General features: G+C 46.8%; 11 protein-coding genes. 3 read left to right on the plus strand and 8 right to left on the minus strand.

Features of this window, described 5'->3' with window-relative positions; all coding sequences use genetic code 11:
• Positions 1-115 precede the first annotated feature (115 nt).
• From V6C11_RS17300 to V6C11_RS17310, 3 genes are read left to right on the plus strand one after another with little or no spacing between them, the layout of a single operon-like run.
• Positions 116-679: a 4Fe-4S dicluster domain-containing protein gene (locus V6C11_RS17300; RefSeq protein WP_333532442.1), complete on the plus strand. Its 564-nt coding sequence runs from the start codon at positions 116-118 to the stop codon at positions 677-679.
• Position 680: 1 nt separating this feature from the next.
• Positions 681-1,535: a CoB--CoM heterodisulfide reductase iron-sulfur subunit B family protein gene (locus V6C11_RS17305; protein WP_333532443.1), complete on the plus strand. Its 855-nt coding sequence runs from the start codon at positions 681-683 to the stop codon at positions 1,533-1,535.
• Positions 1,536-1,554: 19 nt separating this feature from the next.
• Positions 1,555-3,540, plus strand: a complete 1,986-nt coding sequence (locus V6C11_RS17310) for a CoB--CoM heterodisulfide reductase iron-sulfur subunit A family protein (protein WP_333532444.1) — start codon at positions 1,555-1,557, stop codon at positions 3,538-3,540.
• A gap of 116 nt (positions 3,541-3,656) precedes the next feature.
• On the opposite strand, the gene V6C11_RS17315 is transcribed toward V6C11_RS17310, so the two are convergent.
• The 8 genes from V6C11_RS17315 to V6C11_RS17350 all read right to left on the minus strand — a co-directional run bounded on the left by V6C11_RS17315 (position 3,657) and on the right by V6C11_RS17350 (position 12,923).
• Complete coding sequence (locus tag V6C11_RS17315) at positions 3,657-4,361, minus strand: Crp/Fnr family transcriptional regulator (RefSeq protein WP_333532445.1); 705 nt, start codon at positions 4,359-4,361, stop codon at positions 3,657-3,659.
• A gap of 209 nt (positions 4,362-4,570) precedes the next feature.
• The gene (locus V6C11_RS17320; protein WP_333532446.1) at positions 4,571-5,959 is read right to left on the minus strand and encodes an MFS transporter; all 1,389 of its coding nucleotides are present in this window, start codon (positions 5,957-5,959) and stop codon (positions 4,571-4,573) included.
• Between the two features lie 60 nt (positions 5,960-6,019).
• On the minus strand, positions 6,020-7,447 hold the full coding sequence (locus V6C11_RS17325) for an aryl-sulfate sulfotransferase (RefSeq protein ID WP_333532447.1): 1,428 nt from the start codon (positions 7,445-7,447) through the stop codon (positions 6,020-6,022).
• A gap of 220 nt (positions 7,448-7,667) precedes the next feature.
• Positions 7,668-8,315 carry a Crp/Fnr family transcriptional regulator gene (locus V6C11_RS17330; protein WP_333532448.1) on the minus strand — a complete coding sequence of 216 codons (648 nt, stop codon included), beginning with the start codon at positions 8,313-8,315 and terminating at the stop codon, positions 7,668-7,670.
• A 152-nt stretch (positions 8,316-8,467) separates the two neighbouring features.
• The gene (gene lipA, locus V6C11_RS17335; protein ID WP_333532449.1) at positions 8,468-9,319 is read right to left on the minus strand and encodes a lipoyl synthase; all 852 of its coding nucleotides are present in this window, start codon (positions 9,317-9,319) and stop codon (positions 8,468-8,470) included.
• Positions 9,312-10,007, minus strand: a complete 696-nt coding sequence (gene lipB, locus V6C11_RS17340) for a lipoyl(octanoyl) transferase LipB (RefSeq protein ID WP_333532450.1) — start codon at positions 10,005-10,007, stop codon at positions 9,312-9,314. The genes lipA and lipB overlap by 8 nt, the downstream gene beginning before the upstream one ends.
• 32 nt (positions 10,008-10,039) lie before the next feature.
• Positions 10,040-11,416 (minus strand): dihydrolipoyl dehydrogenase, encoded by a 1,377-nt coding sequence (gene lpdA / locus V6C11_RS17345; RefSeq protein WP_333532451.1) that lies wholly within the window; start codon positions 11,414-11,416, stop codon positions 10,040-10,042.
• Between the two features lie 64 nt (positions 11,417-11,480).
• Complete coding sequence (locus tag V6C11_RS17350) at positions 11,481-12,923, minus strand: aryl-sulfate sulfotransferase (RefSeq protein WP_333532452.1); 1,443 nt, start codon at positions 12,921-12,923, stop codon at positions 11,481-11,483.
• Positions 12,924-12,927 lie beyond the last annotated feature (4 nt).

Genomic DNA, 12,927 nt, shown 5'->3' on the forward strand with positions numbered 1-12,927 from the left:
CTTATAAAATAGTTATAAACGTAAGCAAGATTCATAAATCATAGTATAATAATGTGAAACATCTTAATTCATGACCTATTTTGAATATTGAGTTATAAGCTAGGGGGGTCTTTTTATGGATATCATTACTTTTAATGATACAAATCCAACGAACAATCAGTTAATTGATCAATTGGGACAGAATATTCAACATTGTTACCAATGTGGCAAATGTACCGCCGGTTGCCCAGTGGCCTTTGCCATGGATGTTGCACCGAATCAAATTGTCAGGATGTTACAATTAGGCATGCTCGATGAAGCACTCCGTACGGAGACAATTTGGCTTTGTGCCACTTGCTCGACCTGTTCCACCCGCTGCCCCCGTGGCTTTGATTTAGCCAAACTAATGGATAGCTTAAGGACCATGGCTCTCCAACAAGGTATTCAAACCCACGGCCGCGGCCGAAAAGTGTCTTTGTTTAACCAGCTTTTCCTGGATTCCTTGCGTAAGTACGGCCGCTCCTACGAGATGGGTATGATGTTAAAATACAACCTTAATTTACACAACCCCTTTAATAATGCCAAGCTCGGCTTAGACATGATCTCCCGCGGCAAGCTGAATCTAATGCCCCACAAAATAAAAGGCAGCAATGAAGTCTTGAAAATTATGGAAAACATTAAAAAGTTGGAGATGAAATAACGTGAAAATTGCCTATTACCCCGGGTGCTCCCTGCAATCTATGGCCAAAGAATATGATATGTCTGCCCGAGTGGTCAGTGAATTTCTTGGTGTGGAACTAGTAGAAATACCGGACTGGAACTGCTGTGGTTCCAGTGCCGCCCACGCCTCCAGTGAGTATTTGCCAGTGGCCCTATGTGCCCGCAATTTACACTTAGTCGAAGAAATGGGTTTGGATGTGACCTCTCCTTGTGCTGCTTGTTATCAAGCACTGTCCTATGCTAACTGGAAACTAACCGGGGATGCCGACCTGCTGGATAAAATCAATGAAGCCACTGGCCAACCTTACCAGGGCAACGTACAAATTAAATCCTTCATTCAGGTTTTTTCCAGCCTAAGTGCCGAAAAAATTTCCTCCCAGGTGGTACAGCCTTTGACTGGTTTAAAGGTTGCCGTATATTACGGCTGCTTACTGGTGCGCCCCGCCAATGTGGTGGATATTGATGATCCCGAAGATCCTCAGGTTTTGGATAATTTAATGAAAGCCGTCGGTGCTGATACAGTGGATTGGACCCATAAGGTGGAGTGTTGTGGCGGCTCCCTCTCCGTAACCAATGAGGAAATTTCACTCAAACTGGTTCAGGACATTCTAACCAGTGCTGCGGAGGCCGGGGCCCATTGTATTATTAACGCTTGTCCCCAGTGTCATTTTAACCTTGACGTCAAGCAAGACAAGGTAAATAAGGTTTATAAAAACGACAAAAAAATACCGATCCTTTACTTTACACAATTATTGGGTTTATCCCTGGGGATCGAACCGAAGTGCCTGGGAATTGATTTAGATATCGCCCAATCCATCTTAACCAAAATACGCTAGTTTCAGAGAGGGTGAAAAAATGAACCGTATTGGTGTTTTTGTCTGCTGGTGTGGTTCCAACATTAGTAGTGTTGTTAATGTATCCCAGTTGGCGGCGGAGGCTGCCAACTTTCCCGGAGTGGTTTTTAGCACCGATTACAAATATATGTGTTCGGTTCCCGGACAAGATTTAATTGTCCAAAAAATTAAGGAGCATCAGTTGGATAAAGTGGTATTGGCCTCCTGCTCACCCAGGCTGCATGAACCTACTTTTCGGCAAACCCTGGAACGGGCCGGCCTTAATCCATACATGCTGGAAATAGCCAATATTAGAGAACAATGCGCTTGGGTGCACAGCCATGCTAAAGAAAGGGCCACGGAAAAGGCCCTGGCACTGGTACGTCGGGCAGTGGCCAAAGCCACCGATATGGTACCCCTTTATGAAGATCGGATTCCCGTCACCAAGCGGGCACTGGTAATTGGTGGTGGTATCGCCGGGATACAGACCGCCCTGGACATTGCCGATGCCGGACATGAAGTAATTCTGGTGGAGCGTGAACCTTCCATTGGCGGTAAAGCAGCCATGCTGGACAAAACCTTCCCTACCTTGGATTGCAGTGGCTGAATTGTTACCCCCAAGATGGTTGCTGTGGTACAGCACCCTAACATTAAGCTTTACACCCACGCCGAAATCCATGCTGTGGGTGGCTATATTGGTAACTTTAAGGTACGAATTAAACAAAAAGCCAAGTACGTTGACCACGAAAAGTGTACAGGCTGCGGCTCCTGCTGGGAAAAATGCCCTGTCAAAGTTAGTGATAACTATAACTTGAACATGGGCCTACGAAAGGCCATCTACATTAGCAGTCCCCAGGCGGTACCAAACAAACCAGTGATTGATCCTAAGGGCTGTCGTATGCTTTTAAGCGGCAAATGTGGCGTATGCCAGAAGGTATGTCAGGCCGGGGCCATCAATTATCAGGACAGTGATCAGTTTTTTGAGGTAGCAGTGGGGGCCATCGTGATGGCCACAGGCTATGATTTATTTGATTGGAGCCTTTCCTACGGCGAATATGGTCACGGTAAATATCCTGACGTTATCACCAGCTTACAGTTTGAACGGCTGTTGAATTCCTCCGGTCCCACCGGTGGTAAAATACTTCGGCCCTCGGACGGCAAAGAGCCCAAAAGTGTCGTGTTTATCAAGTGTGTTGGTTCGAGGGATGAAACAAAGGGTAAATCCTACTGTTCCCGGGCCTGCTGTATGTATACTGCCAAACATGCCCATCAAGTGCTCGAGAAGATTGAAGGAGCCAGGGCCTATATCTTTTACATGGATGTGCGAACCCCTGGCAAGGGCTACGAGGAATTTTACCAACGCTCGGTGGAGGAGGGTGCTTGTTACCTTCGAGGTAGGGTTTCCAAGATCTATCACAAGGGCAATAAATTAGTGGTCAGGGGTGCCGATACGCTATTGGGACGACCCGTGGAGGTTGAGGCGGATCTGGTCGTATTAGCCACAGCAATGGTACCTAGCCTAGGCTCTGACCAGTTGGCCCAAGTGGTTGGTTTTACCACTGATAAAGACGGTTTTTATCAGGAGGCCCATCCGAAACTTAAGCCGGTTGAAACCAATACCGGGGGTATTTTTTTATCAGGCTGCTGTCAGGGGCCAAAGGACATCCCGGATACCGTTTCTCAGGCCAGTGCAGCAGCAGCCAAAGTGATCATTTTATTATCTAAAAATGAACTGGCCACCAACCCAATGGTAGCCCAGATCGATGAAAGCAAATGCACCGGCTGTTTAGCCTGCCAGGCCGTTTGTCCCTTCAATGCCATTGAGGCTAAAACAATTCTTGATAAAACAGGTGGCAAGGAAAACCATCGAACAGTTGCTGCCATTAACACCGGCCTTTGCCAGGGCTGCGGTGCCTGTTCCTCCACCTGCCGCTGCGGTGCAGCAGACTTAAAAGGCTTTACAAACCAACAGATCATGTCCGAGATCAAAGCTCTAATCCATAACTAAAAAACGGGGTCAGCCTTGCTTATTGCAAATCTGACCCCGTTTTAGCTGCTAGCTTCCGTCATTCGACGGTGCCAGGCACCTACGTTTCCGGCTGACAAAAATCTTTCCTTCTCAGCCTACATACCAAATCCCTTCTCCCGTAGCTTTTCCCAATCAATGACAATAATCGAACCGTCTTTAGCGGTTTTAATAACCTCATCCTTTTTCAACTGAGAAATGGCATTGGTGATAGAGACCCGATGGGCACCGGCAATGGCAGCTAATTCCTGTTGGCTGATCTGAATGGACTCATGTTTTTCTTTGCCCCCTGGGGTCTCCGCTAAGATACAATACAAAATTCGGGAAACCTTTTCTACCGTACTGCGGAAGGCCAAGTCCTCAATTTGGCTGGCTAGGATGCGGGATTTAAAACTCAGGGAATTTAGTAATATATGAGCTAAGCCGGGGCTATTCACAATATCCGGTAAAAACTTGCAGTCTATCTCAATAACCTCAACATCTTCAATGGCCAAGGCACTGTATATGGTTGGTTGCCTATGAAAAAAAGCTTCCTCCCCTAAAAAACAGCCGGGGGTAACATAAACAACGGGTTTTTCTACACCATCTGCACTTAATAGGCTGGACCGAATGGTTCCCTTCAACACATAGTACATACGTTCACCACGATTGCCCATGCCGGTGATAATCGCTCCCTTAGGGTAATTTTTCTTTTCACCAACCCTTTGAATAAGGGCCAAGTCCCCTTCACTCATATTTTCGGATTTGAGAAATTGGGATTTTACCCAAGGCGATGTCGTCAGTAATGCTTCATGTTCCCCCATCTCGCTTCCCTCCTCGGCCTAGCCTATTTACTACATTATTGTAACACAAAGAAATATGGCTGCCAAAATTGAAAAACTGCTGAATGATTGAAGGTGTACCAATTACTAGGACCGTCACTTGAACGTGCTGGCCCTCGTTTTTTTAATCAAGCGGACCTTTATAGCGGGTCTGCTTTTTATTTGATCGAGCGGATGACCCGGTCTTTTTACTAAGCAAGTTTTTCATTTATATCTTCTAATGACTTTTTTGCAGAACGCCAGCCAAAAACCCCCACTACAACTGCTACAATTAAACTAATGGTTGCTACCATTCCGTACACACCCGTTATTCCATATCCGGCATAAAGCAGGGGTATAATAAGTTGAATCGCCATGATCGAAAAACGGGATACGGAATTGATTAAACCCACTACGGTATTTCTTAGTTTGGTTGGGTAGGACTCAGCGATGTAAGGATGAATAATAAAACTTCTGCCAACCAGAAAAGCATTAATTAAAAGACCGGTAAGGGCCATTAATAGGAAGTTCTTGCCTACAAATAGGAAGCCTATGGTTACAATAGCAGCTACAATGGAAAACCCTACAATGGGTATCTTCCTGCCACCCTTATCGGAGAAATAGGCTGCCCCAAATTGACCTAACGGCATTCCTATGGCAAAAATGGTAGCGAGTGTAAGGGTATCTTCCATGCTAAAGCCATTTAATTTGAGCAATGTAGGCACCCAAACCGCAATTACTTGCGCACAAATAACCGTACCACAGGAAGCAACTAATAAAACCAATGTTCTTCTTATATAGATAGGAGTAAACATCTCTGCGATAACTTTACCCAACTGCATTTTTTCAGCTTTAGCGGGAATTGAATCACTTAAGTCTACCGGAACACCCGAAAGTTTAAAAACAACTTCTTCTGCTTCTGGTATTCTATTTTTACTTACCAGCCACCGGGGTGATTCCTTTAAGTACAGAATACCTAAGATCCCTGCAATTATGCCAAGTCCACCTAAGTAAAAGATATACCGCCAGGCTTCGGCATGAATCGGGATAATCATTCTACAAACAATGCCCACCAAAGGGATCGAAAGAAAGCCTATGCCGGAGATCAACCCTTCCCACTTACCTCTGCTTTCCTTCGGAGACATTTCTGCCATATAAGCAACTGAGACAATCATCATACAAAAAACACCAAATCCCGTAACACCTCTGGCAATAATGAACAGTGGTATCGAGGTTACCAGGCCGTTGATAATCGAGCCAATGGAAAAGATAAATACACTCATAAGTAAAGCTTTGCGCCTACCAATAATATCTGAAATGATCCCGCCAAACAAACCACCCAAGGTCATGCCAAGGAAGTAGGCCGAATTGATCTGTGCCAGCACATTGGGTCCTACATTCATGGAAGCCATAAAAGCAGGGGCAACGAAAGCAAAGTTACTACCATCAAATTGTTCGAAAAAATAGGAAGCGGCAACAATTATGAATAAGAACAAATGTTGTTTCGATACTTTAAGACCATCAAAATAGTTGTTTTTAATCTTTGGACCTACGGTATCCATCGTTGCCACCAATGATGTCGTCTTACATACACCTCGCATACTACTACCTCCCCTTATTTAGCTATTTAATCACTTTAGCCGTTTATTCAAATTCGGCACCTAATCTTCATCCGCCGTTGCCACGCAAAAACCCACCTCTGAGGTGTAAGGCAGAAGCCCCTCCACCACTGTTTCTTTTTCCGGCCCTCTCGGTGCAGCCCCCGGCAGCCTAAAATCCTTAACATCAACCGGTTCGATGGCAACCTCCTGCGGTTTACTTCGTTGGGGCACCCATTCATAGGGCAATCGGTAGGCCCGATAAACCATGTTCATCTTCACCACCCCACCGAAATAGGGGCTAATGTATTCCCAGACAATTTCATGCTCTGCGGTAACCTCTATGATGCGCCCGCCGGATCCTTCCGTAATGAGGGTGTTGCCATTGGGAAGTCTTTGGGCACTGCTAATAAAAGGGCTATAGAACCGGTTCGCATCATGGGGCATGACAAGCCCCATCTCTGCGGGTGTGTACTGCCAAACAATTTCCAGCGTCATCGGATTAAACTCCAACACCCTTGAATAATCCCGTCGGGCACCCTTTATACCAGTGGGTGAACTGGGATTAGGTAGTCCATAACCAGCCCAACCGCCATTGTCAAAAACTAAAATATTTCCTTCCCCAGGCAAACCCCGGGGAATCATATGGGCATGATGCTGACCGATAATCCAGCCAAGCTTCTTCAATTCCTCGCTGGTGTCGTAATCCGGCCCAATTTTCCAAGCAATTTTACCGGTCCTTTTATCAATAATGGCGATAATGTTGCTTTCCCGAGCATCCCAAATAATATTGTCCGGGTGGAAGCGTTCATCACCGGCATCGTACCATTTGTTGGATCCCAGGGCGGACATGGAGTTAATGTGCATCCAGTCACCTTTGCCATGCCTTAGGTTTGGATCGCGGCATAAGATGTTCTTGGCTGCTTCACTGAAGCCTAACTCATCAAAGTGATCATTGCAGCACCATTCCCAAACAATATTGCCCTCCCAGTCAACTTCAATAATGACATCATCACTGAGCATCTTATCTGAAATTTTGGGGTTGATTACATTTTTGTGGCACAGGATCAGGGTATTGCCCCGATCTACCAGGGGTTCCTGACCCGGTACATAATAACCAACTGGATTGCCTTGTCGTTGATAATCATGATGCTGCCTGGCCATCCAGCGGGGTTGCTCCCCGGGATCTTCGATATATTCATATTTGTCAAATTTCCAGACAACATTACCCTCCCAATCCACCTGAATCAAATCTACTTGGTCCTGGTGGGCAAATTTAGAGGGCCTCTCCCCAGAGTGACCCAACACATAGCCCCCGGGCAGCATTTTGTTGGGAAAACCATGTAATCCCTTCCATAGGTTAACCTCTGCACCATTCATATTAATGAGCAAGGCACCCAGTTCTTTGGCTTGGAAAATGGTGTAGCCATTCCAACATTTTTCGGGTTTATACACCGTTACCCCCGTTGGATAAATACTCGGGTAGGTCATATCAAGTTCCTCCTTAGAAATCAAATCCCGACTACTGCGCAGCCTGAAGGTCCGTCTTACCCCTCGTAGCTTTTTTCACAATGCTTCTTGTGTCTAATGTAACAAATTTGTCTATATCAGACGTTAGTCTAGGCTACACAGCAGCTTGCCAAGCAATAAATTTATATAAAAAACCGCCCATGCCAGGGATCAAATTCCCTTTGCATGGGCGGTTAACATGTTAAATACCTAAACCGGATAAGATTTTTATTCCTTCCGCATCCAGTAACCGGATGGTCCCCCGCGATTTACTAATTGCCTGTCGATTCTCTAGATCCTTTATCACTTCGTTAACGGTAATACGGTGTAAACCCGTGATATCTGCAATCTCTTTTTGGGTAATTTTCAGTATATTATTGCTGCTAGTGATGCTTAAAACATATAGGAAACGGCAAATACGTTCATTGGCAGCCAGGCAGTCACCCTCAATCAGGAATGCCTGACTGCGTAATTTAAGTGCCAAGGTAGTATATAAGGTTTCCCAATTACAATTTAAAAATAGTTCTTCTCTTGTAAGCAATTGAACGGTTGATTTTTCACAAGCGACCGTATCCACATAGGGTGGAAAACCTGTCAAAAAAGGCACCTCACCAATTAAACATGGCCCCACCGAATAAAATGAGATTCTTTCTTCGCCATTGATCGTTGTGATAACATGCTTTACTTTACCCTTTTTTAAAAAATAGGCAGAGTTCAGCCTTTGCCCTCTCTGAATGATGATTTCACCTTTACTGTAGGTTCGCTGAGCTAAGGAATTGGTACACAAATCAAACGGACCAGAAATTATGGGAGAAATAGAACGTAAGGAATCATTCGGGTTTTCAGACATACAGAAATCCCCCCATTGTTTTCCATAGCCAAACCTATGGCAAAATTTCCTTCTACTGGGCCGGGAAACCCTCTTTTGACAATGGTTCCTGCCTCCCCTTTATATGCAACAAGTCAACCCTTAGCACTTCGCCTAGGTTGACCCTTTTGTCCTTACTCAATAATATGTTGCACATCCGCCGCATGGTAGGAACTTCTCACCAGCGGGTCTGAGGCCACATATTTAAAACCCATTTGGTAAGCCGCTTCTTTATATTTTTTAAATTGATCCGGGTGGATATATTCGATAACCTCATGGTGCTTAGCCGAGGGGGCCAGATACTGGCCGATGGTCAGTAGGTCACAGTCAACGGCCCGCAAGTCATGCAGGACAGCCAGGACCTCCGCTTCCTGCTCACCCAGGCCCACCATGATACCCGATTTCGTGTAGATACCGGCATCCATTTCCTTGGAGTTTTTCAATAGTTCCAGGGAACGGGCATAGCTCGCCTTTGGGCGCACAGTGGGATATAACCGGGGTACGGTTTCAATATTGTGATTAAGAATATGGGGTTTGGTCTGAAGCACGGTGGCCAGTGCCTGAGGATCACCCTGGAAATCGGGGATCAGCACTTCCACAATTACCTCGGTGTCCCTGAGTTTTTCAATAACCTTGGCAAAGTGACCGGCACCGCCGTCCGGTAGGTCATCCCTGGTGACAGAGGTAATGACAGCATGCTTCAGACCCAACTCCTTAACCGCCTCGGCCACATGGGTAGGTTCCTGGGGGTCAACGGCTTGGGTGTGGCCTTTGGTAACGTTACAAAAGGTACAATTGCGGGTACAGACACTGCCTAAAATCATAAAGGTAGCCGTCTTACGGCCAAAACACTCAATCAGATTGGGGCAATTGGCCTCCTGACAGACGGTATGTAGGGATAACCGATCCAGCATCTCCTTGACCCGATGAGATTTTTCCGCCCCCTGTAATTTCACCCTTAGCCACTCTGGTTTTCGCTTATTCATAGGCACACCCTCCTAACATATTCTGTAAGCTTGGCCGGTCAATAAGCTCCGTTTCACAATTAAAAATCCGGCTAAAGTGGGAAATTACCTGTTGGTTCACCCGACCCATGTCCTGGGGCTGCCCCAGTATTTTTTGCAGTGAAGTGACACCCCGATCGGTAATGCCACAGGGATTAATCCATTTGAAATGACTTAAATTGGTATTCACATTAAAGGCAAAGCCATGCATGGTGACCCAACGTTTCACCGCACAGCCTATGGCCGTGATTTTCTCGCCGCCAGTCCAGACGCCGGTATACTGGCTGTCCCGACCGGCTGTAATCCCATATTCCGCTTCCAGCAGCTGAATAAAAAGCTCTTCCAGTTTGTCCACATAAACCCGCACACTTTTACCATACCCAGTTAGATTGAGAATCGGGTAACCGACAATTTGACCGGGGCCGTGGTAGGTAACATCACCGCCCCGGTTAATTTTATAGACTTTAACCCCTTGCCTAGCTAACGTCCCTTCGGGGGTAAGGATATTATGGCGATTTTCCCTGGTTCCCAGGGTCAATGTTGGCGGATGCTGCAACAGGAGCAGGATATCCGGTACCCTGTTTTGCTGTCTTAATTGCAAAAGTCTTTCCTGCAGGGTTAAAGCTTCCATATAATCTATTTCGTCCAATGCTGCAACCAATAACCTCAATCCTATCACTCCTCAAACAACCGCCCACAAATCTAGCCGTGAATACTTAAACCATGCACATTCTCCGCAGCTTCCATAATGGCCTCAGCCAGAGTGGGGTGCGCATGGATGGTTGCCGCCAAATCCTTAGCAGTTAGGCCATTCTTGACGGCCAAGGTGGCTTCGGCAATTAAGTCCGAAGCATGGGGTCCAATGATGTGTACACCCAGTATCACATCGGTTTCAGCATTGGTAACAACCTTAACAAACCCTTCCCCTTCACCCATGCTCAGTGCCTTGCCATTGGCCATGAAGTTAAATTTGCCGCTTTTCACCGGGATACCCTTGTCCTTCACCTGCTGCTCGGTCATACCCACCGAAGCCACCTCGGGGCTGGTAAAAATGCAGCTGGGTACGGCACGGTAATCCATTTTTGCCTCTTTACCCATGATGTCTTCGGCAACCACAATGCCCTGGGCCGATGCCACATGAGCCAGTTGGTATTTCATAACCACATCCCCAATGGCATAGATACCTTTGACGTTGGTTTGCATTTGGTCATTGACCACGATCTGGCCCCTTTCACCAAGGACAACCCCGGCCTCTGCCAAGCCCAGGTTTTGGGTATTGAGGGTACGACCAATGGAAATCAGGGCCTTCTCGGCGGTGATCACATCGCCGTTTGCCAGTTCGGCTTGAATGCCACCGGCGGTCTCTTCGATTTTATTAATGGTTACATTGGTTTTAATCGTAAACTTTTTCTTCTTGAAAACGGTTTGCATCCGACGGGATATATCCTTGTCCTGTAAAGACAAGATGCTTGATGCTGCCTCCACCATCGTTATTTCCGTTCCCATACTACCATAAATATGGGCAAATTCACATCCAATAACACCGGCACCGATTACCAGCAGGCTTTTGGGAACTTCCGTCAATTGCAGGGCTTCTTCACTGGTAATGACAGAGGTTCCGTTGTACCCCAGGGATTTAATTAAAGCCGGACTGGAGCCAGTGGCAATGACAATGTTTTCACATTGTAATTCCTGGATGGCACCATTATTTTCAACCTCCACCACACCGGGTGCTTTGATTCTTGCTGTACCGTTAAACAATTCTACCTTGTTCTTATTAAACAGGAAGTTAATACCACCCACCAGCTTCTCCACCACTTCAGCCTTTCTGGCCTGAACCTTGGCAAAGTCAATTACTGGCTGACCCACTTCAATACCAAATTCAGCGGCATCTGCCACTGCCTTTAGTTTATCAACAGCAGCAATCAGGGATTTGGTAGGAATGCAGCCTCTATTTAAACAGGTACCACCTAGTTTATCCTTTTCTACCACGGCAACCTTACCGCCCAGTTGAGCGATACGAATGGCAGCCACATAGCCACCGGGGCCGCCGCCAATAACCACTGCTTTATACGTCATGCTTTTGCCCTCCCTATCTTATCTTAATTTATAATGGGGGGGCGACGGCCCCCATTTATGTTCCCTACTCTTCCGCTTCATCACCGGCAGCTACACAGAGTGCTCTGTCGCCCTGGTAGGGTCTGGTTCCTTCAATCGTGGTGGTTTTCTTCGCACCCATTGGTGCTGCGCCGGGCATCCGGAAGGTGGTTACATCCACCGGCTCAATAGCTGTTTCCACCGGACGCTCCAACTGAGGCACCCATTCGTAGGGTAAGCGGTAAGCACGATAGACCATGTTGGTTGGCATTTTTTCACCCTTATAAGGGCTGATGTATTCCCAAACAAGTTCATACTCGGCGGTGACCTCGAAGATACGTCCGTCCGATCCCTCGGTAATTAAGGTGTTCCCGTTAGGCAGACGTTGGGCACTGCTGATATAAGGGCTGTAGAAACGTTCGGCATCCGTGGGCATCAAGAAACCGGCTTCCGCAGGTGTATACTGCCAAACAATCTTCAGGGTGGTGGGGTCAATTTCCAACACCCGGGAGTAATCACGACGGGCGTTCTTTGCGCCGGTGGGAGAAGCGGGGTTCGGCGCACCATAACCGGCCCAGCCGCCATTGTCAAAGATTAGGATGTTGCCTTCCCCGGGCAGGCCCTTGGGAATCATGTGAGCATGGTGCTGGCCAATGATCCAGCCAATTTTCTTAAGTTCTTCGCTGCTGTCATAGTTGGGACCCAGCTGCCAAACAATTTTGCCGGTTTTCTTTTCAATAATGCAGATAATGTTGGTTTCCCGGCCGTCAATAATGATATTCTCAGGATTAAACCTTTCATCCCCGGCATCATAAAATCGGTTGGGACCAAGCACCGACATGGAGTTGATGTGCATCCAGTCACCCATGCCACCGCCGGAGGAACGCATGTTGGGGTCACGGCAAAGGATATTTTTTGCTGCTTCGTCGAAACCGAATTCATCAAAATGCTCGTTGCAAGCCCACTCCCAAACAATGTTACCTTCCCAGTCCACTTCGATAATAACATCATCCAGCAATAATTTGTCGGAAATCTTGGGATTTCTTACATTTTTATGGCAGAGGATGAGGGTATTGCCCTTGTCTACCAGCGGCTCCATGCCAGGTACATAGTAACCCACGGGGTTGCCCTGACGCTGGTAGTCGTGGTGCTGTCTAGCCATCCACTGGGGCTCTTCACCAGGATCTTCGATGAACTCATACTGGTTAAATTTCCAGACAACATTACCTTCCCAGTCCACCTGTACTAAGTCCGTTTGATCCTGCATACCAAAGTTATTGTTTCTTTCGCCCAGGTGCCCAAATACATAACCACCCGGCAGCATTTTGTTCGGGAAGCCGTGCAGACCTTGCCAGAGGTTTACTTCGGTACCATTCATATCAATAAGCATAGCACCAACTTCTCTGGCTTGGAAGATGGTAAAGCCATTCCAGGCTTTTTGAGGATTGTATACAGTTACACCAGTTGGGTATACGGTTGGATAACTCATGTTA

This window comes from Desulfotomaculum sp. 1211_IL3151, assembly GCF_036763075.1.
Taxonomy (GTDB): Bacteria; Bacillota; Desulfotomaculia; order Desulfotomaculales; family Desulfotomaculaceae; genus Desulfotomaculum.

What these genes read in the sequence shown, in the direction of transcription:
- V6C11_RS17325 (WP_333532447.1), bottom strand. Translation starts at nt 7,447, where the DNA reads ATGACCTACCCGAGTATTTATCCAACGGGGGTAACGGTGTATAAACCC.
- lipA (WP_333532449.1), bottom strand. Translation starts at nt 9,319, where the DNA reads ATGAATAAGCGAAAACCAGAGTGGCTAAGGGTGAAATTACAGGGGGCG.
- V6C11_RS17315 (WP_333532445.1), bottom strand. Translation starts at nt 4,361, where the DNA reads ATGGGGGAACATGAAGCATTACTGACGACATCGCCTTGGGTAAAATCC.
- V6C11_RS17300 (WP_333532442.1), top strand. Translation starts at nt 116, where the DNA reads ATGGATATCATTACTTTTAATGATACAAATCCAACGAACAATCAGTTA.
- V6C11_RS17320 (WP_333532446.1), bottom strand. Translation starts at nt 5,959, where the DNA reads ATGCGAGGTGTATGTAAGACGACATCATTGGTGGCAACGATGGATACC.
- V6C11_RS17350 (WP_333532452.1), bottom strand. Translation starts at nt 12,923, where the DNA reads ATGAGTTATCCAACCGTATACCCAACTGGTGTAACTGTATACAATCCT.
- V6C11_RS17330 (WP_333532448.1), bottom strand. Translation starts at nt 8,315, where the DNA reads ATGTCTGAAAACCCGAATGATTCCTTACGTTCTATTTCTCCCATAATT.
- lpdA (WP_333532451.1), bottom strand. Translation starts at nt 11,416, where the DNA reads ATGACGTATAAAGCAGTGGTTATTGGCGGCGGCCCCGGTGGCTATGTG.